Here is a 17,042-nt window from a genome sequence, read left to right on the forward strand (position 1 = left end):
GGAGAACCACATGCTCGATGGGACGCTGGTGACAGATACACCGTCCACCCAACCGCCCCGCCCCGGGCGCTTTTCGCCGTATGGCCGTCCCAAGGCCGCTCTGATGCTGAGCGTTCTGTTGTCGGTTGCGGTCCTGTCGGGCTGCGCCTCGCGTTCCGCGCGCGCCCCCGTTGCCGATCATTCCGGCGGCACGGCTGCGGTGGAGGGGGCTCGGGCTTCAGGCACCTACGTCGTGCGCGCGGGCGATACGCTGTACAAGATCGCTCAGGCCCATGGCATGGAGGTCTCGCGCCTGTCGCAGTTGAACAACATCACCAATCCTTCTCAACTGGCCATCGGCCAGGTCCTGCGCCTGGACGGCAACACCTCGATGCCTGCGTCGGGCGCCACGACTGCGCCGGTCAAGACCTCCCCGTCCACGAGCGGCGGCGAGGATTCCGGCGCCACGGCGGGCAGCGCGGCTGCGCCCGTCGATACCTCGGCGGCGCGCGCCAGTGATGCCGGCGTGATCGCCTGGGGCTGGCCCAGCAACGGCAAGATCATCCAGGGCTTCAACGCCACCACCAAGGGCATCGACATCGAAGGCTCGGTGGGCGCGCCCGTGACGGCCGCCGCCGAAGGCAAGGTCATGTACGCCGGCAACGGCGTGCGCGGCCTGGGCAATCTGATCCTGCTGGGTCACAGCAACGGCTTCATCACGGCCTATGCCCACAATCAGTCCCTGCTGGTCAAGACCGGCGAATCCGTGAAGAAGGGCGCCAAGATCGCCACCCTGGGCCAGAGCGACACCAGTTCGCCGCGGCTGCACTTCGAGATCCGTCGCCGCGGCACGCCCGTGAATCCCTTGTCCTACCTGCCGGCGCGATGATCCCGACGTTGGTCTTCGACCTGGAAACGATTCCGGATGCCGACGGCCTGCGGCGCCTGAATCCGCAGTGGGCCGATCTGCCGGACGCCGATCTGATCGAAGCCGCGCTGGCACAGCGCCGCGAGACCCATGGCAACGATTTTCTGCCCCTGCATCTGCAGAAAATCGCCGTCATAGGCTGCGTGTTCCGCGACGACCAGGGCTTTCGCGTGCGGACCCTGGGCCAGGCCGACGATTCCGAAGAGACCCTGATTTCGGGGTTTTTCAAGACCATCGGTCATTACACGCCGACCCTGGTCAGCTGGAACGGCTCGGGCTTCGATCTGCCGGTCCTGCACTACCGCAGCCTGATCCACGGCGTGGCCGCGCCGCGATATTGGGACACCGGGGAAGATGACCGCGATTTCCGCTTCAACAACTATCTGAACCGTTATCACACCCGCCACGTCGATCTGATGGACGTGCTGGCCAAATTCAACGGCCGCGCCAACGCGCCGCTGGACCAACTGGCCAAGCTGTGCGGCTTTCCCGGCAAACTCGACATGGATGGCGGGCAGGTCTGGCAGGCCTGGCACGCCGGGGACCGGGATCACGTACGCAACTACTGCGAAACCGACGTGGTCAACACCTGGCTGGTGTATTGCCGCTATCGCCTCATCAAAGGCGAACTGGACGCCGCCGCCTATGCGGCCGAACTCGCGCTGGTGCGCGACACCCTGACGGCGATCGACGCGCCGCACTGGAAAGAATTCCTCTCTGCCTGGCATCATGGTTGAACCCATTCTGTTGACCCTGGACATCGAATCGCTGGATCTCGAAGGACAGGGCATTGCCCATCACGAGGGCAAAGTCGTCTTCACCGAGGGCGCGCTGCCCGGCGAACGGGTGCTGGCCCGCGTGAAGCGGCGCAAACCGTCCTTTGACAAGGCCAAGGTTGAACGCGTCCTGCGGCCGTCTTCACAGCGCACCCAACCGCCGTGCCCGCATTTCGGCGTCTGCGGCGGTTGCGCCATGCAGCACCTGGAGCCGGCCGCGCAGATGGCCGTCAAACAGCGTTCCCTGGAGGACGCGCTGGAACACATCGGCAAGGTCAAGCCCCGGCAGATCCTGCCGGCGCTGCAAGGGCCGACCTTCGGCTACCGCCATCGCGCCCGCCTGTCCGTGCGTCTGGTGCAGAAAAAAGGCGGCATGCTGGTGGGTTTTCGTGAGCGCGGCAGCAGCTATGTGGCCGATATGCAGACCTGCCTGGTGCTGCCGCCGCACGTCTCGGCCTTGCTGATGCCGCTGCGCGAACTGATCGGCGGCCTGTCGCGCCCCGACCGCATGCCGCAGATCGAAGTCGCCGTGGGCGACGAGTCCACCGTCTTCTGCCTGCGGCACCTGGAACCCCTGACACCGGACGACCTGGATCGCCTGCGTGCTTTTGGCGTCCGGCACCGCATCGACTGGTGGCTGCAGCCCAAGGGGCCGGAGACCGCCCATCCCCTGGATCCGGCGCGAGCCGACGTCCTGGCCTATGCGCTGCCGGCCTACGGTTTGCGGATGCATTACCGGCCGGCCGACTTCACCCAGGTCAACCCGTACATCAACCAGGCCCTGATCGCGCGCTCGTTGACCCTGCTGGACGTTCAGCCCGGCGACCGCGTCGCCGACCTGTTCTGCGGACTGGGCAATTTCAGTCTGCCGCTGGCCACGCAAGGCCGCGCGGTCGTGGGCATCGAGGGCAGCGCCACACTGGTGGCCCGCGCCCGCGAAGACGCCGCCCGGCAGGGCCTGGCGGACAAGGCCGAATTCGCTGAACTCAATCTGTTCGAGGTCGATACCGACTGGCTGCGTGGTCTGGGCCATTTCGACCGCATGCTGATCGACCCCCCGCGCGAAGGTGCGCTGGCTGTGGCGCAGGCCCTGGCCGCGCTGGCGCCGGACGAGCGCCCGCGCCGTATCGTGTACGTGTCCTGTAATCCCGCAACCCTGGCGCGCGATGCCGGGATGCTGTGCCATGTGGGTGGATGGACGCTGAAGGCTGCGGGTGCGGTCAATATGTTCCCCCACACGGGACACGTGGAGTCGATCGCGGTTTTCGAACCCTAGGGGAATCTTTGAACAAGTCGAGCGGAAAGCACGCCATTCCGCGCACGGTCTGGATGCTGGGCCTGGTCAGCCTGTTCATGGACCTGTCATCGGAACTGATCCACAGCCTGCTGCCGATCTTCCTGGTGTCGGGCCTGGGGGCCAGCGTACTGGCCGTCGGCGTCATCGAAGGCGTGGCCGAGGCCACCGCCCTGATCGTCAAGGTTTTTTCCGGCGCCATCAGCGATGCTCTGGGCCGGCGCAAAGGCCTGCTGCTGGCGGGCTATGGCCTGGCGGCCTTGAGCAAACCCCTGTTTCCCCTGGCGCACTCGGCGGGCATGGTGTTTGCTGCCCGCTTCATCGACCGGATCGGCAAGGGCATCCGGGGCGCGCCGCGCGACGCCCTGGTGGCCGACGTCACTCCGGCGGAAATTCGCGGCGCCGCCTTCGGGCTGCGCCAGTCCATGGACACCGTGGGCGCGATCCTGGGGCCGGGGCTGGCGGTCGTCCTGATGCTGGTCTTCACGGACATCCGCCATGTGCTGTGGTTCGCGGTAGTGCCGGGTGTCGTCGCCATGGGGCTGCTGTTCTGGGGCGTGCGCGAAGCCCGGCCGGTCTCGTCCACGTCGCGGCTCGCGCGCCGCTTCGATTCGTCTGGCAGAGGGCAGCCCGCAGTGGACTGTCCTCCGTCCCGCCTCATCCGCTGGAGCACGGCGCGCGACTTCGGCGCCGCTTACTGGCGGGTGGTGGCGATCGGCACGGTGTTCACGCTGGCGCGTTTCAGCGAGGCCTTCCTGATCCTGCGTGGGCAGGATATGGGCCTGAGCGCCGCCTGGGCACCTGTCGTGCTGATCGTGATGTCGCTGTTCTTTACCCTGTCGGCTTATCCGGCCGGCTGGCTGTCGGACCGCATGCCGCGTACTGCCGTCCTGGCAGCCGGTCTGGTCCTGCTGGTGTGCGCGGATCTGGCGCTGGCGGTCACGAGCGGCGGCATCTGGCTGCTGCTGGCAGGTGCCGCGCTGTGGGGGCTGCACATGGGATTCAGCCAGGGCATCCTGGCCGCCATGGTGGCGGATACGACACCCAAGGATATGAAAGGCACGGCCTTCGGCATCTTCAATCTGGCGAGCGGCGTGTGCATGCTGCTGGCCAGCGTCCTGGCCGGCTGGCTGTGGCAATCCTGGGGACCGTCCGCGACCTTCCTGGCAGGCGCGGTTTTTGCGGTGATCGCGCTGCTGGCGCTGGGGATGCCGGCGGGGCGGGGGCGGGCGGTGTAGCGCTTGTTGCTGATCATGCCGGGCCGGCGCGTGATCCGTTTTGCCCGTCGGGAGAACGACTGGATCGGGCGGGTGGATGCGATCGCGGTTTTCGGACGCTGAAGGGCTCTCCGGTGGGCCGCATCCGTGCCTTCCTCTAAAATGCGGCCTGGTCTATTGTTCGCCTGCCGTCATGTCTCCCATCACCAACATTGCCGCCTACCTGTTCGTTTCTCTGGACGACCTGCCGGATCTGCGCGAGCGCATCCTGGCCCGGATTCTGGCGCTGGATCTGAAAGGCACGGTGCTGCTCGCGCCCGAAGGCATCAATCTGTTCCTGGCGGGCGGACGAGGCGGCATCGAGGCGTTTCTGGACTGGCTGCGCGCGGATGCCCGTTTCGCGTCCTTGCAGGCCAAATACAGCTATTCCGAGACCGTGCCGTTCAAGCGTGTGCGGGTCAAACTCAAGCGCGAGATCATCCGCATGAATCATCCGGCGATCCGGCCCGAAGCCGGACGGGCACCGGCGGTGGATGCGTCGCGCCTGGCGCGCTGGCTGGCACAGGGTCGGGATGACGAAGGGCGCGAGGTCGTGATGCTGGACACGCGCAATGGCTTCGAGGTGGATGCAGGCACGTTCACCCAGGCCATCGACTGGCGGCTGACGAAATTTTCAGAATTCCCCGCAGCGGTGCAGGCACATCGTGCCGAGCTGGCGGGCAAGACGGTGGTCAGTTTCTGCACCGGCGGCATCCGCTGCGAGAAAGCCGCCATTTTCATGGCCGAAGAAGGCATCGACCACGTCTACCAGCTCGAAGGCGGCATCCTCAAATACTTCGAGGAAACCGGCGGCCCTGGGTTCGAGGGCCGCTGTTTCGTGTTTGACGAGCGCGAAACACTGGGGGCGGACCTGGCCGCACCGGCGAGTTAAGCGTCGAGCACCCGTTGCGCCTCGATGCGCACGCGTTCCGGCGCGGTGCCGCCGATGTGCTTGCGGGCGGCGACCGAACCTTCCAGGGTCAGCACCTGGAACACGTCGTCCTGGATGTCGGCGTGGAAGCTGCGCAGTTCGTCCAGCGACAGATCGGCCAGATCGCAGCCGCGCTCTTCGCAGGAACGCACCGCCAGCGCCACGGTTTCGTGGGCATCGCGGAAGGGCAGGCCGCGCTTGACCAGGTAGTCGGCCAGGTCGGTGGCGGTGGCGTAGCCCTGCAGGGCGGCGGCGCGCATGGCGTCGGCCTTGACCCGGATGCCGCCGATCATGTCGGCGAAGATCGTCAGGGTGTCGCGGATGGTGTCGGCGGTGTCGAACAGGCCTTCCTTGTCTTCCTGGTTGTCCTTGTTGTAGGCCAGGGGCTGGCCCTTCATCAGGGTCAGCAGGGCGACCAGGTGGCCGTGCACGCGGCCGGTCTTGCCGCGCGCCAGTTCGGGCACGTCGGGATTTTTCTTTTGCGGCATGATCGAGCTGCCGGTGCAGAAACGGTCGGCCAGATCGATGAAGCCCACGCGCGGGCTCATCCACAGCACCAGTTCTTCGGACAGGCGCGAGATGTGCGTCATGATGAGCGACGCAGCCGCGCAGAACTCGATGGCGAAGTCACGGTCGGATACCGCGTCCAGGGAATTGCGGCAGACCTCGTCGAACCCCAGGGTTCTGGCGACGCGTTCACGGTCGATGGGGTAGGACGTGCCGGCAAGCGCGGCGGCGCCCAGGGGCAGGCGGTTGGTGCGGCGGCGGCAGTCGGCCAGGCGCTCGGCGTCGCGGCCGAACATTTCCGCATAGGCCAGCAGGTGGTGGCCGAAGGTGACCGGCTGGGCGACCTGCAGGTGGGTGAAGCCCGGCAGGATGGTGTCGGCGTGTTCCAGGGCCAGGGTGGCCAGGCGCTGGCGCAGTTGTTGCAGCAGTTCGATCGCCAGATCGATTTCGTGGCGCAGCCACAGGCGGATGTCGGTGGCGACCTGGTCGTTGCGTGACCGGCCCGTGTGCAGACGCTTGCCCGCATCGCCGATCAGTTCGACCAGGCGCTTTTCGATGTTGAGGTGGACGTCTTCCAGGTCCAGCGACCAGGTAAAGCCGCCGGCGCGGATTTCTTCCAGGATCTGCGCCATGCCGCGCTGGATGTCGGCCAGGTCGGCGGCGCTGATCACGCCCACGGCGGCCAGCATGTCGGCGTGGGCCAGCGAGCCCTGGATGTCGAAGGCCGCCATGCGCTGGTCGAAATTGACCGAGGCGGTATAGCGTTTGACCAGGTCGGAGACGGGTTCGGAGAAACGGGCCGACCAGGCCTGCGACTTGTTGTCGAATTGATTGTGTGCGGACGGGGTATTGGACATAGTGGGCGCATTATAAAGGAGGGGCCGCCGGACTCGCGGCCGCCGCCGTGTCGCAGGCGCGGGACCGGGCGGGCATCGTCTGCGCTATATTAAAAGCTTTTCAGCGGAATCCCGATATCATGGCGCAGTCCGACATGAAGCAGATCACGGCGATCGTCAAACCCTTCAAGCTCGACGAGGTGCGCGAGGCCCTGTCCGAACTGGGCGTCAACGGCCTGACCGTGACCGAGGTCAAGGGCTTTGGCCGCCAGAAGGGCCACACCGAACTCTATCGCGGGGCGGAATATGTGGTGGATTTCCTGCCCAAGATCCGCATCGACGTGGTGGTGGCGGCCGATCGGGCCGAAGGCGTGATCGAGGCCATCATCCGCGCCGCGCGTACCGGCAAGATCGGCGACGGCAAGATCTTCGTCACCCCGGTCGAGCAGGCCGTGCGTATCCGCACCGGGGAAAGCGGCATCGAGGCCCTGTAGCCTCCTCAATCCACACCGTTCCAGCGCTGCGCCGCGATCCTCCAGAAGGACGGCAGGAAGTATTCCGCCACCAGCAGGGGCTGACCCAGGCGCGTGAACACCGAATGCCGGGCCAGGATGGGCTCGCCTGCAGCGGCATCCGCCCAGGTTCCGTCAGCGCAGCGCGCCCGCAGCCGGCCGAAGCGAAAGCCGCCGCGCGCGATTCGCGGGTCCCGGTACAGAATGTCGGCCAGCGGACGCTGGCCCAGGCCGCGCATGGCTTTCCAGACGCCCAGGCTGGCGCGCAAGGGCGTGAAGCTGCAGGCCTGGACGGCGGGCACGCCATCGACCGTCATCAGGATCTCGCGCCACCAGACCGGCGTGCCGGCCGGCAGCCCGGCCTCGGCGGCCCAACCGGGCGTCAGGGCTTCGACGGCCTCGCGACGTACCGTCAGCCGGACATCGCCCAGGCGGCGCAAACCGGCCGTCAGGGCGCCGGGCCGGCGCAGCCAGGCCTGCCGCAAGGGGCTCAGCGCCGGGGCGGGCAGACTGCGCCAGGGGCGGGGAAGGGCGGTGTCCGGGGGCATGGGAGACGGATGGCCGAGAGGCCTTTTTCGTGGGGGGGCCACGATAGCACGACCGATCCCGCATTGCCGGCCCGGCCGGCGCGATACAATGCGCAGCATCATGGAACCGGTCCGAATCTCAAAACTCATGGCCCAGCGCGGCCTGTGCTCGCGGCGCGAAGCCGACGCCTACATCGAACGCGGCTGGGTGCGCGTGGACGGCAAGATCGTGAACGAGCTGGGCAGCAAGGCGCTGCCCAATGCCCGCATCACGCTTGAACGTCAGGCCGCCCGCCGCCAGACCGACAAGGTCACGATCATTCTGAACAAGCCGGTCGGCTATGTGTCGCATCAGTCCGACCAGGGTTACCGCCTGGCCGTGTCCCTGATCCAGGCGCGCACCCAGCACCGGGCGGCCCACGGCGGCGGTCCGGCCTTCGATCCGGCGCACCTGCGCGGGCTGGCGCCCGCCGGGCGGCTGGACATCGATTCCCAGGGCCTGCTGGTGCTGACCCAGGACGGACGCGTCGCCCGCCAACTGATCGGCGACGATTCCTCGATCGAAAAGGAATACCTGGTGCGCGTCGAGGGCCGTCTGTCGGCCGGCGGTCTGGCCCTGCTGAACCACGGCTTGACGCTGGACGGTCAGGCCCTGCGGCCGGCGCAGGTGCAGTGGCAGAACGAAGATCAGTTGCACTTCATCCTGCGTGAAGGCCGCAAGCGCCAGATCCGCCGCATGTGCGAGCAGGTCGGGCTGAAGGTCGTGGGCCTGAAGCGCGTGCGTATGGGACGCATCGTGCTGGGCGACCTGCCCGTGGGCCAATGGCGTTATTTGCGGGACGGCGAGCGTTTCTGAGCCGGTGATGCAGCCCTCGCGCTGGTCTCCAGCGTATGCCGGGCATGCTCGTCCTGGGCCAGCGTCTTCGTCAGCCAGGGCAGGGCGGCGCGCAATTCCTCGTGCAGCGTCCAGGGCGGATTGACGATGAACATGCCGCTGCCGTGCAGACCCAGTCCGTCGGCGGACGGCTTGCGCACCGTCAGGGTGGCGTGCACCCAGTCCACCGGCAGCCGTTCCAGCGCACGGGCCATTTCATGCGCCTGGACGCGCTGCACCAGGGGATACCAGACCGCGAAACAGCCTGACGCGAAGCGCTCCAGGCCGTCGCGCACCGCCTGCAGGGTGTGGCGGTAGTCCTGCTTGTTCTCGTAGGAAGGATCGATCAGGACCAGGCCGCGCCGGGTCGGCGGCGGCAGCAGACGCTTCATGCCGGTAAAGCCGTCCTCGCGGGCGATGGCGACCTGACGGCGTGAGGTGCCCAGGTGCCGCAGGGTGCTCTCCAGCACCTCGATTTCGGTGGGGTGCAGTTCGAACAGGCGCAGCTTGTCCTGCGCGCGCAGGGCGTGCAGGGTCAGCGCGGGCGACCCGGGGTAGCGGTTGGCGACGCCGTCGGGATTGAAGTCCTGGATCGCGCGCAGATAGCGCATGATCAGTTCGGGCGGTTGGGGCGTGCCCAGCAGCCGGTCCAGCCCGTCGACGACCTCGCCGCTCTGGCCGGCCCATTCGCCGTCCAGGGCGTACAGGCCTGCGCCGGCATGGGTATCGATCACCCAATAGGGCGCGTCCTTGCGATTGAAGTAGTCCAGGATCTGGACCAGGATGGCGTGTTTGAGGACGTCGGCGTGGTTGCCGGCGTGAAAGGCGTGGCGATAGCTGAACATGGGGGCGGCCTATCGGGACAGGCCCGGCGCGTTTGCTCGGACCAGGTGCAGTTCGTCTGTAAAGACCGCGTGGCAGCCCCAGTCGAACAGTGTGTGGGCACGGGCGGGGTCGTTGACCGTCCAGACAGCCAGGGTGGCGCCCTGGTCCAGAATGTCGCGCACCGTGGCTTCGTCGGCGTGCAGGGTGTCGATATTCAGGCCGATGCAGCCCAGGCCTTGCTGGCGGGCACGCCAGTCGGCCGGGACCGGGCCTTCGATGAGCAGCGCGCGAGGCAGTTCGGGGGCGGCCGTGCGGGCGGCTTCCAGGGCGGTTTCGGAAAACGAGGACAGCAACGGCGGCAGATCGGTGCCCGCCCACAGGCGCGCGACCGCGCGGGCCACGTCGGTACCGGTCTCGGCCTCGTGTCCCGTGGTCGGCTTGATCTCGACATTGCTGTGGATACCCTGGGCACGGGTATAGCGGGCCACGGACAGTAGGGACGGGGCGGGTTCCCCGGCGAAATCCGGTCCATGCCAGCGGCCGAAATCCAGGCCGCTCAGGGCGCGCCAGTCCAGTTCGCTGGCCAGGCCGTGACCATCCGAGGTCCGGTCCACCGTGTCGTCATGCAGCAGGAAGGGCATGCCGTCGCCGCTGAGCTTGACGTCGAATTCCACCATCCCGAATCCGGCGGCGGCGCCTGTGCGCATCGCCGCCAGGGTGTTTTCGGGGGCCAGGCGGCCGCCGCCGCGGTGGGCGATGAAGGCCGGCCAGGGCCAGGCGGAATGAAGTGTGGGCATGAGGGGGCTGCTGAAAGGGTACAGCCCGCATTTTAGCCAGCCTTTGATCGGCCGGGGCGCTCGGTATCTTGGCGAAGGGGTGTTCTGCGGTGGTAAACTGCGGAACATTTCGTGCGCGCGGCCCTGGGGCCGTCAGTCTCCAGCAGGTGGGCCGTTCATGTTCGATTTCATCCGTACGCATCAGCGTCTGATGCAGTTTCTTCTCCTGGTCCTCGTGGTCCCGTCCTTCGTGTTCCTCGGGGTCAGCGGCTATTCCGTCGTCACGGCCGATCCGGCCCTCGTTGAAATCGGCCGGGCTTCGGTGACCCGTGACGAGTTCATCCAGGCTCAGCGCAACCAGCTGCAGCAGATGCAGGAAAGCAGCCAGGGCCGTTTTGACCCCGTCCTGCTGGACAATCCCCAGGCGCGCCAGGCCTTGCTGGACCAGCTCGTCGACCGCAAGCTGCAGATCGCCGTGGCGACGCAGGACCATTTCAGCGTGTCTGACGGGGCCTTGCGCCGCGCCATTGCCGCCATGCCGCAATTGCAGGTCGACGGTCAGTTCTCTCCCGACCGTTACAACGAGGTGCTGACGTCCTATGGTCTGACACCGCGCGACTTCGAGGCCGGTCAGCGTTCCGAACTGGCGCTGGACCGTGTGCTGGGCCCGGTGCGCGACACGGCCGGCTTGCCGGCCCCGGTGCTCGATGGCCTGAAGCGCGCCTTGACTGAAGAGCGCACCATCCGCCTGCGGGTCTTCAAGGCCGAGGACCACGCCAAGGACGTCCAGGTGTCCGATCAGGACATCCAGACCTGGTACGAAGGTCACCAGGACGCGCTGCGCCTGCCCGAGCAGGTGTCCGTCGACTATCTGGTGCTGGATGAGGCTGCCGCCCTGGCCAGCGTGCCGACGATCGAGGAAGCCCAACTGAAGGATTATTACGAACAGAACAAGACGCGCTACGTGGTGCCGGCGCGTGTCAACGTCAGCCACATCCTGATCAAGCTGCCGGCCGGCGCCTCCGACGAGGTCGCCAAGACCGCGCTGACCAAGGCCGAAGGCATCGTCACCCGCGCTCGCGCGGAGCCGTCCGGATTCGCCGACCTGGCTCGCAAGGAATCCCAGGACGCCGGCACGGCGCGCGACGGTGGCCGCCTGGGCTGGATCCAGCGTGGCACGCTGCCTCTGCCCATGGAGCAGGCCGTGTTCGCGCTCAAGCAGGGTGAAATATCCGATCCCGTGAAGGGGCCGGACGGCTATCACGTCTTCATGGCCGATCAGGTTCAGCCCGAGCAGGGCGAATCTTTCGAGCAGGCCCGTGCCAAGGTCGAGGACGAGGTGCGCCGCCAACTGGCTGCTGACCGTTTTGCCGACATGGCGACCAAGCTGACCAGTCTGGTCTATGACAATCCGTCCAGCCTGGACCCCGCCGCCAAGGATCTCGGTCTGCAGGTCCGCCATGCCGGTGGAATCGCGCGTGATCGTCTGCTGAGCGCCGACGAAGCCGGCGCGAACGCGGCCTCTGCTTCCGACGATTCCGCCATCCTGGGCGACGTGCGTGTGCGCCAGGCCCTGTTCAGCTCCCAGGTCATGACCGACAAGCAGAATTCCGGTGTGATCGAAATCTCGCCCGATACCATGGCTGTGGTGCGCGTTGGGGAAGTCACCCCGGCGCACGTGCCGCCGCTGGATCAGGTCCGCAAGCAGATACACGCCCAACTGACGAACGAACGCGCGCTGGCCGCCGCTGTGGCCGAAGGCGAGAAGGCCTTGGCCGAATTGCGGACCCGGCCTTCTGCAGACGGCTTCGACGAAGTGGTCACCATCAGCCGTCTGGATACCGCCGGCCTGTCCAAGGACGTGCTGGATACGGCGTTCTCGGTCGAGGCGGACAAGGCCTTGCCGGCTTTCGGTGGCGTGGCGCTGGCACGTGCCTATGCGATCGTCCAGATCGACAAGGTCCAGCCCGGCACGACGGATACTCCCGCGCTCGCGGGCCTGGGCCAGCAGATGGCCCGCGTCTGGGGGGGGGTCGAGCAGCAGGCCGTGCTGACCGAACTGCGTCAGCAACTGGGCGTCAAGGTCACGGACGATGGCCGCAAGCTGGTCGAGCACGGAGACGGCGGGTCGAATTGATTGCTGATACGCTGACGCAGCATGCAGTACCCGAGGCCCCGGTGATCCGGGGCCTTTGTTTTCGGCAGGCACAGGACAGAACTTAGAATTGTGGCATCCCTCCACGTCGCGCCTTGCAGGGCGCTCCGATTCGGCAGGCACGGAACAGTCCGCAGGGACTGTTCCGTGTCCTGCCTCATCCTTTCGCTCTGACGATCTTCTGGACCTGCGGCACGTGCCGGATCGCCCGAATCACCTGCGCCAGGTGTTTGCGGCTGTCGACCTGGACCATGATGCTGAGCAGGGCCGTCGCGGCGGCCTCGTCGGGCATGGAGAGCTGGATGATGTTGGAGTCGGCCTCGGTGATTTCCGCCGCCAGACGGCCCAGCACGCCGCGTTCGTTCAGTACCGTCAGTTCCAGGCGCGTGGTCAGGTGCCGGGCGGTGGTGGTATCCCAGATCACCGGAATCCAGCGCTCCGGTTCGCGTGCCTGCTGGCGCATCGCCACCGGACAGTCGCTCATGTGCACCACCAGTCCGTGGCCCAGGCGGATGCCGCCGATGATCGCGTCGCCCGGCAGCGGGCCGCAGCAGGGGGCCAACTGGACCGCCTGGCCCTCGTTGCCGTGGATCACGATGGGCGCGCTGGTGACGGACGTGAATTCGTCCACCGCCATCGCGGTGGTTTCCAGCATGGCGTTTTCCGGGGCGAATCGGCGCGCCACCACGGCAGCCAGGCGCTTGCCCAGGCCGATGTCGGCCAGGATTTCGGTGCGCGAGGCTCCGCCGGAGCCTCGGGCCAGCCGTTCCCACTGCGGGTCGTCGTCCTTGGGGTAGGGGATGGAAAGCTGGTCAAAGGCCTGGTTCAGCAACCGGCGGCCGAAGGCTACGGATTCCTCGTAGCGTTCGGTGCGCAGGTAGTGGCGGATTTCCGAGCGGGCGCGGCCCGTGCGCACGTAGTTCAGCCACTGGGCGCTGGGCCGCGAAGCGGCCGAGGTGACGATTTCCACGGCGTCGCCGCTATGCAGTTCCGTGCGCAGAGGCGAGAATTCGCCGTTGATCTTGCAGGCCACGGCGTGGTTGCCCACGTCCGTATGGATTGCGTAGGCGAAATCCACCGGCGTGGCGCCGCGCGGCAGCGACAGGATCTTTCCCTGGGGGGTGAACACGTAGACCGCGTCGGGAAACAGATCGACCTTGACGTGTTCCAGGAATTCGCCTGAATCACCGGTCTGGCTCTGGATGTCCAGCAGCGATTGCAGCCACTGGTGGGTGCGCTTCTGCAGGTCGTTGAGCGAGGTGCCCTGTTCCTTGTACAGCCAGTGGGATGCCACGCCTTCTTCGGCGACGTGGTCCATGTCGCGGGTGCGGAACTGGAATTCCACCGGCGTGCCGTAGGGGCCGATCAGCGTCGTGTGCAGGGACTGGTAGCCATTGATCTTCGGAATGGCGATGTAGTCCTTGAACTTGCCGGGCACCGGCCGGTAAAGCTGGTGCAGCGTGCCCAGGGCCAGATAGCATTCCGGCAGCGTGTGGACGATGATGCGGAAACCGTAGATGTCGAGCACGTCGGAAAACGACTTCTTCTGCTCGACCATCTTGTTGTAGATGCCGTAGAGGGATTTTTCCCGGCCGTTGACCTCGGCATCCAGGCCGGCGGCGGGCAGCGCGGCGCGCACGGCCTCGGCGATCTTGGAGATGACTTCGCGGCGGTTGCCGCGCGCCGCCATCATGGCCTTGTACAGGACATCGTAGCGGTTCGGGTGGATGGCCTTGAAGCAGCGGTCCTGCAGTTCGCGGAACAGCGCGTTCAGTCCCAGCCGGTGCGCGATCGGCGTGTAGATGTCCAGAGTTTCGCGCGCCACGCGGCGCCGCTTGTCCGGGCTGACCGCATCCAGCGTGCGCATATTGTGCAGCCGGTCGGCAAGCTTGATCAGGATCACGCGCACGTCGCGCGCCATGGCCAGCAGCATCTTGCGGAAGGATTCAGCCTGCTGCTCGGCCTTGGTGGCGTATTCCAGGCGCTCGAGTTTCGTCAGGCCGTCGACGATCTCGGCGACTTCGACGCCGAATTTCTCGGCCAGTTCCTGTTTGCTGACGTCCTGATCCTCGATCACGTCGTGCAGCAGGGCGGCCATCAGAGAGTCGGCGTCGAGCTTCCAGCCGGCACAGATCTCGGTGACCGCGATGGGGTGGGAAATATACGGTTCGCCGCTGGCGCGGAACTGCCCCAGGTGAGCGTTGTCGGCGAAGCGGTAGGCTTCGCGGATGCGTTCGATGTCGCGCGGACCCAGATACCCGGAGACGATCTGGTTGAGCCCGGCCAGCGAGGCGATCGGGCTGGGTGCGGGTTCGGATTGCGGGGCAGGCGCAGTGTGCGGCTTGCGCCGCCGCAGGCGGGGGCCTTTACGCAGGACAGCGAGCAGTCCGGAGGACGCGCCGCGCAAGCCTGAGAACGCCATCGCCCGCCCCCGGTATCAGGTGGGGACTTTGCGCAGCATCTCGATGCCGACCTGACCCTGAGCGATTTCACGCAACGCGGTGACCGTGGGCTTGTTGTGGCTCTGGATGCGGGCTTCATGTCCCTGAGCCAGTTCGCGAGCGCGGTAGGTCGCGACCAGGGTCAGGTCGAAGCGGTTGGGAACTTGTTCGAGGCAGTCTTCTACAGTGATGCGGGCCATATATATCCTGGTTCAGGGAGCGGTTGATAGCGGTTTGCGGATGCCTAGCTGGGAGAACAGTTCGGCGTGTCGGACGGATTGCGCCGCGTAGCGTAGACGCGCCGCGCCGATCACCTGCCGGAGTTGTTCTAAAGCAAGGCTAAATTCTTGATTAATAATAACATATTCGCAATCAGAGGCATGCGCCATTTCGCCGCCCGCCGCCAGCAACCGGCGGGCGATGACCTGGGGGGCGTCCTGGCCGCGCTTGTTCAGGCGGGCTTCCAGGGCCTCGATCGAGGGCGGCAGAATGAAGATGCCGATCGCCTGGGGATAATGGCGGCGCACCTGCAGAGCGCCTTGCCAGTCGATTTCCAGGATGATGTCGGTGCCGCCGGCCAGGGCCTGCGCGACCCGGTCGCGGGGCGTGCCGTAGAAATTGCCGTGGACTTCCGCCCATTCGAGCATGTCGCCCCGCTCTCGCAGGGCCTGGAAGGTTTCCACGGAGACGAAGCGGTAGTGTTCCTGGTCGCGTTCGCCGGGCCGCGGGTCGCGGGTGGTGCAGGAAATGGACAGCGTCAGGCTGGCATCCTGCTCCAGCAGCGCGTTGACCAGGCTGGATTTGCCCGCCCCGCTGGGGGCGACCACCATGAAGATATTGCCGGAAGACTGCGTCATGTCGGATTCGTGTCAGCGGGAGGTCGAAGCCGGGTCGTCCAGATCGGGCTGGCCGAGTTCGGCCAGCGCCTCGGCGTAGGCCAGGGGGCTGGTACACAGGAAGACGATGGCGTCGCCCGGGTTCAGGTTGAAGAGCACGTCCTGGATCTGTTCGGAGGCATCGTCGCCCTCGTGGATCGCAGCGACGTGGACATCGCCGTCTCCCTGGAACTGTTCGGGCGGGACCAGATCGGCCACTTGCTCGATGTCGGCTTCGCGCTGGGCCACGTAGACCCGGAACGGCAGATCTTCCAGGGTGATGTCCAGGATCAGCCCCCGGTCCAGATGAGAGATCAGTCGGCTGTCGAGCGGCATGGGCGTGGAGGAAGTGAAACGAGTGTCCGATTATAGACGGTTTGCCTGGCCGGCTTCGGCTCGGGCGGCGCCGAACGTCGCCACCACCGGCGCATGGTCCGAGGGCTTTTCCCAGCCGCGCGGGATCTTGTCCACTTCGCACGCCCGGCAACGCGCCGCCAGTCCTGCCGTCGCCAGAATATGGTCGATGCGCAGGCCGGCATTGCGCCGGAAACCCATCTGGCGGTAATCCCACCAACTGAAAATGCGTGGCGGCTGCTCGAACAGGCGGAACGTATCCTGCAGGCCCAGGCCCAGCAGGTCGCGGAAGGCCTGGCGTTCGGGGCCGGAAACCAGAATGCCGTCGGCCCAGGCGGCGGGATCGTGCACGTCCTCGTCGGCCGGAGCCACGTTGTAGTCGCCCAGAATCGCCAGGTCCGGGTGGCGGGCGATTTCCTCGCCCAGCCAGCCGTGCAGCGCCTGGAACCAGTCCAGCTTGTAGGCGTACTTGTCGCTGTCGACTGCCTGGCCGTTGGGGCAGTAGGCGCTGATGATCCGCACGGGCTTGCCGTCCGGGCCGGGCAGGGTGGCGGCGATGATGCGCTGCTGCGGGTCTTCGTAGCCCGGGATGTTGCGCTGCACGTCCAGGGCGGGTGCGCGGCTCAGGATGGCCACACCGTTATAGGTCTTCTGACCCGCCCAGCAGGCGTGATAGCCGGCGGCCAGCAGGGCTTCGTGCGGGAATTTTTCGTCCGGCAGCTTCAGTTCCTGCAGGCACAGCGCATCGACGGGGTTGGCCTGCAGCCAGTCCAGGACGTGACCCAGGCGGACGTTCAGAGAGTTGACGTTCCAGGTGGCGAGTTTCATCAGCAGCGGTGTTCGTGCAAGGAGCCTTATGGTATCAGCCGCCCGCTTCAACGTCCCGCATGTCCCAGTCTCGGCACCGCCACCGGTCCCGGCAGGGCGGCTGCGGGCCGCACGACGTGGGTCGCGCCCTGATCTTTCAGCCGGAACGTGGCGACCAGTTGAGCCAGGGTATCGGCCTGTTCCTGCAGGCTGGTGGCTGCGGCGGCCGACTCTTCGACCAGGCTGGCGTTCTGGCGGGTGGCGTCGTCCATCTGGGTGACGGCCGAGTTGATTTCCTCGATGCCGGTGGTCTGTTCGCGGCTGGCCGCGCTGATCTCGCCCATGATGTCGGTGACGCGGTTGATGCCGTCGACGATGTCCTGCATCGT

18 protein-coding genes are annotated in these 17,042 nt (G+C 66.6%); 8 read left to right on the top strand and 10 right to left on the bottom strand.

Annotated features, from left to right (window positions below; all coding sequences use genetic code 11):
• The first annotated feature begins 10 nt into the window (after positions 1 to 10).
• The 5 genes from WA983_RS07315 to WA983_RS07335 all read left to right on the top strand — a co-directional run bounded on the left by WA983_RS07315 (position 11) and on the right by WA983_RS07335 (position 5,125).
• A complete protein-coding gene (locus tag WA983_RS07315; RefSeq protein ID WP_424250232.1) occupies positions 11 to 868 on the top strand; it encodes a peptidoglycan DD-metalloendopeptidase family protein in 858 nt (285 codons plus the stop codon).
• Positions 865 to 1,644, top strand: coding sequence for a 3'-5' exonuclease (locus WA983_RS07320; protein ID WP_424250234.1), 780 nt, complete (start codon positions 865 to 867; stop codon positions 1,642 to 1,644). The genes WA983_RS07315 and WA983_RS07320 overlap by 4 nt, the downstream gene beginning before the upstream one ends.
• Positions 1,637 to 2,959 (top strand): 23S rRNA (uracil(1939)-C(5))-methyltransferase RlmD, encoded by a 1,323-nt coding sequence (gene rlmD / locus WA983_RS07325; protein WP_424250236.1) that lies wholly within the window; start codon positions 1,637 to 1,639, stop codon positions 2,957 to 2,959. Before WA983_RS07320 ends, rlmD begins: the two co-directional genes overlap by 8 nt.
• 53 nt (positions 2,960 to 3,012) lie before the next feature.
• Positions 3,013 to 4,215 carry an MFS transporter gene (locus WA983_RS07330; RefSeq protein ID WP_424311813.1) on the top strand — a complete coding sequence of 401 codons (1,203 nt, stop codon included), beginning with the start codon at positions 3,013 to 3,015 and terminating at the stop codon, positions 4,213 to 4,215.
• Positions 4,216 to 4,387: 172 nt separating this feature from the next.
• Positions 4,388 to 5,125 carry a sulfurtransferase gene (locus tag WA983_RS07335; protein ID WP_424250238.1) on the top strand — a complete coding sequence of 246 codons (738 nt, stop codon included), beginning with the start codon at positions 4,388 to 4,390 and terminating at the stop codon, positions 5,123 to 5,125.
• Here WA983_RS07335 and argH read toward each other — a convergent pair.
• Complete coding sequence (argH, locus tag WA983_RS07340) at positions 5,122 to 6,528, bottom strand: argininosuccinate lyase (protein WP_424250239.1); 1,407 nt, start codon at positions 6,526 to 6,528, stop codon at positions 5,122 to 5,124. The two genes, WA983_RS07335 and argH, sit on opposite strands and share 4 nt — an antisense overlap.
• Positions 6,529 to 6,662: 134 nt before the next feature.
• On the opposite strand from argH, the gene WA983_RS07345 reads away from it, so the two are divergent.
• Positions 6,663 to 7,001 (top strand): P-II family nitrogen regulator, encoded by a 339-nt coding sequence (locus tag WA983_RS07345; protein ID WP_376814178.1) that lies wholly within the window; start codon positions 6,663 to 6,665, stop codon positions 6,999 to 7,001.
• A 5-nt stretch (positions 7,002 to 7,006) separates the two neighbouring features.
• Here WA983_RS07345 and WA983_RS07350 read toward each other — a convergent pair whose 3' ends face one another.
• The gene (locus WA983_RS07350; protein ID WP_424311810.1) at positions 7,007 to 7,567 is read right to left on the bottom strand and encodes a chorismate--pyruvate lyase family protein; all 561 of its coding nucleotides are present in this window, start codon (positions 7,565 to 7,567) and stop codon (positions 7,007 to 7,009) included.
• Positions 7,568 to 7,667: 100 nt separating this feature from the next.
• Here WA983_RS07350 and WA983_RS07355 point away from each other — a divergent pair, with 100 nt between their 5' ends.
• The gene (locus tag WA983_RS07355; protein ID WP_424249630.1) at positions 7,668 to 8,402 is read left to right on the top strand and encodes a pseudouridine synthase; all 735 of its coding nucleotides are present in this window, start codon (positions 7,668 to 7,670) and stop codon (positions 8,400 to 8,402) included.
• On the opposite strand, the gene WA983_RS07360 is transcribed toward WA983_RS07355, so the two are convergent.
• Together WA983_RS07360 and ugpQ are read right to left on the bottom strand one after the other, a co-directional pair.
• Positions 8,375 to 9,265, bottom strand: coding sequence for a 23S rRNA (adenine(2030)-N(6))-methyltransferase RlmJ (locus tag WA983_RS07360; RefSeq protein ID WP_424249628.1), 891 nt, complete (start codon positions 9,263 to 9,265; stop codon positions 8,375 to 8,377). The genes WA983_RS07355 and WA983_RS07360 overlap by 28 nt on opposite strands.
• A gap of 9 nt (positions 9,266 to 9,274) precedes the next feature.
• Positions 9,275 to 10,042, bottom strand: a complete 768-nt coding sequence (gene ugpQ / locus WA983_RS07365) for a glycerophosphodiester phosphodiesterase (protein WP_424249626.1) — start codon at positions 10,040 to 10,042, stop codon at positions 9,275 to 9,277.
• Positions 10,043 to 10,199: 157 nt separating this feature from the next.
• Here ugpQ and WA983_RS07370 point away from each other — a divergent pair, with 157 nt between their 5' ends.
• On the top strand, positions 10,200 to 12,158 hold the full coding sequence (locus WA983_RS07370) for a SurA N-terminal domain-containing protein (RefSeq protein WP_424311811.1): 1,959 nt from the start codon (positions 10,200 to 10,202) through the stop codon (positions 12,156 to 12,158).
• 175 nt (positions 12,159 to 12,333) lie between these two features.
• Here the strand turns inward: WA983_RS07370 and WA983_RS07375 are convergent, their stop codons facing one another.
• From WA983_RS07375 to WA983_RS07400, 6 genes are all read right to left on the bottom strand, one after another.
• A complete protein-coding gene (locus WA983_RS07375) occupies positions 12,334 to 14,598 on the bottom strand; it encodes a RelA/SpoT family protein (protein WP_424249622.1) in 2,265 nt (754 codons plus the stop codon).
• A 15-nt stretch (positions 14,599 to 14,613) separates the two neighbouring features.
• A complete protein-coding gene (gene rpoZ / locus WA983_RS07380; protein WP_424249620.1) occupies positions 14,614 to 14,817 on the bottom strand; it encodes a DNA-directed RNA polymerase subunit omega in 204 nt (67 codons plus the stop codon).
• A 12-nt stretch (positions 14,818 to 14,829) separates the two neighbouring features.
• Complete coding sequence (gene gmk / locus WA983_RS07385; protein ID WP_424249618.1) at positions 14,830 to 15,474, bottom strand: guanylate kinase; 645 nt, start codon at positions 15,472 to 15,474, stop codon at positions 14,830 to 14,832.
• Positions 15,475 to 15,486: 12 nt separating this feature from the next.
• Entirely contained in the window at positions 15,487 to 15,828 is a 342-nt protein-coding gene (locus WA983_RS07390; RefSeq protein WP_424249616.1) for a hypothetical protein, read from the bottom strand.
• 30 nt (positions 15,829 to 15,858) lie between these two features.
• Positions 15,859 to 16,674 carry an exodeoxyribonuclease III gene (xth, locus tag WA983_RS07395; RefSeq protein WP_424249614.1) on the bottom strand — a complete coding sequence of 272 codons (816 nt, stop codon included), beginning with the start codon at positions 16,672 to 16,674 and terminating at the stop codon, positions 15,859 to 15,861.
• A 47-nt stretch (positions 16,675 to 16,721) separates the two neighbouring features.
• Positions 16,722 to 17,042, bottom strand: a 321-nt coding sequence (locus tag WA983_RS07400; protein WP_424311812.1) for a methyl-accepting chemotaxis protein, incomplete at its 5' end; no start/stop codon positions are given.

Origin of the sequence: Castellaniella sp. (assembly GCF_049650445.1) — a bacterium.
GTDB lineage: Bacteria > Pseudomonadota > Gammaproteobacteria > Burkholderiales > Burkholderiaceae_B > Castellaniella.

Bases quoted from the DNA above. Each gene is read 5' to 3' on its own strand.
- WA983_RS07370 (WP_424311811.1), top strand. From the start codon at position 10,200: ATGTTCGATTTCATCCGTACGCATCAGCGTCTGATGCAGTTTCTTCTC.
- rlmD (WP_424250236.1), top strand. From the start codon at position 1,637: ATGGTTGAACCCATTCTGTTGACCCTGGACATCGAATCGCTGGATCTC.
- WA983_RS07335 (WP_424250238.1), top strand. From the start codon at position 4,388: ATGTCTCCCATCACCAACATTGCCGCCTACCTGTTCGTTTCTCTGGAC.
- WA983_RS07355 (WP_424249630.1), top strand. From the start codon at position 7,668: ATGGAACCGGTCCGAATCTCAAAACTCATGGCCCAGCGCGGCCTGTGC.
- xth (WP_424249614.1), bottom strand. From the start codon at position 16,674: ATGAAACTCGCCACCTGGAACGTCAACTCTCTGAACGTCCGCCTGGGT.
- WA983_RS07360 (WP_424249628.1), bottom strand. From the start codon at position 9,265: ATGTTCAGCTATCGCCACGCCTTTCACGCCGGCAACCACGCCGACGTC.
- WA983_RS07315 (WP_424250232.1), top strand. From the start codon at position 11: ATGCTCGATGGGACGCTGGTGACAGATACACCGTCCACCCAACCGCCC.
- WA983_RS07320 (WP_424250234.1), top strand. From the start codon at position 865: ATGATCCCGACGTTGGTCTTCGACCTGGAAACGATTCCGGATGCCGAC.
- WA983_RS07375 (WP_424249622.1), bottom strand. From the start codon at position 14,598: ATGGCGTTCTCAGGCTTGCGCGGCGCGTCCTCCGGACTGCTCGCTGTC.
- WA983_RS07390 (WP_424249616.1), bottom strand. From the start codon at position 15,828: ATGCCGCTCGACAGCCGACTGATCTCTCATCTGGACCGGGGGCTGATC.
- ugpQ (WP_424249626.1), bottom strand. From the start codon at position 10,042: ATGCCCACACTTCATTCCGCCTGGCCCTGGCCGGCCTTCATCGCCCAC.
- argH (WP_424250239.1), bottom strand. From the start codon at position 6,528: ATGTCCAATACCCCGTCCGCACACAATCAATTCGACAACAAGTCGCAG.
- WA983_RS07330 (WP_424311813.1), top strand. From the start codon at position 3,013: ATGCTGGGCCTGGTCAGCCTGTTCATGGACCTGTCATCGGAACTGATC.
- gmk (WP_424249618.1), bottom strand. From the start codon at position 15,474: ATGACGCAGTCTTCCGGCAATATCTTCATGGTGGTCGCCCCCAGCGGG.
- rpoZ (WP_424249620.1), bottom strand. From the start codon at position 14,817: ATGGCCCGCATCACTGTAGAAGACTGCCTCGAACAAGTTCCCAACCGC.
- WA983_RS07345 (WP_376814178.1), top strand. From the start codon at position 6,663: ATGAAGCAGATCACGGCGATCGTCAAACCCTTCAAGCTCGACGAGGTG.
- WA983_RS07350 (WP_424311810.1), bottom strand. From the start codon at position 7,567: ATGCCCCCGGACACCGCCCTTCCCCGCCCCTGGCGCAGTCTGCCCGCC.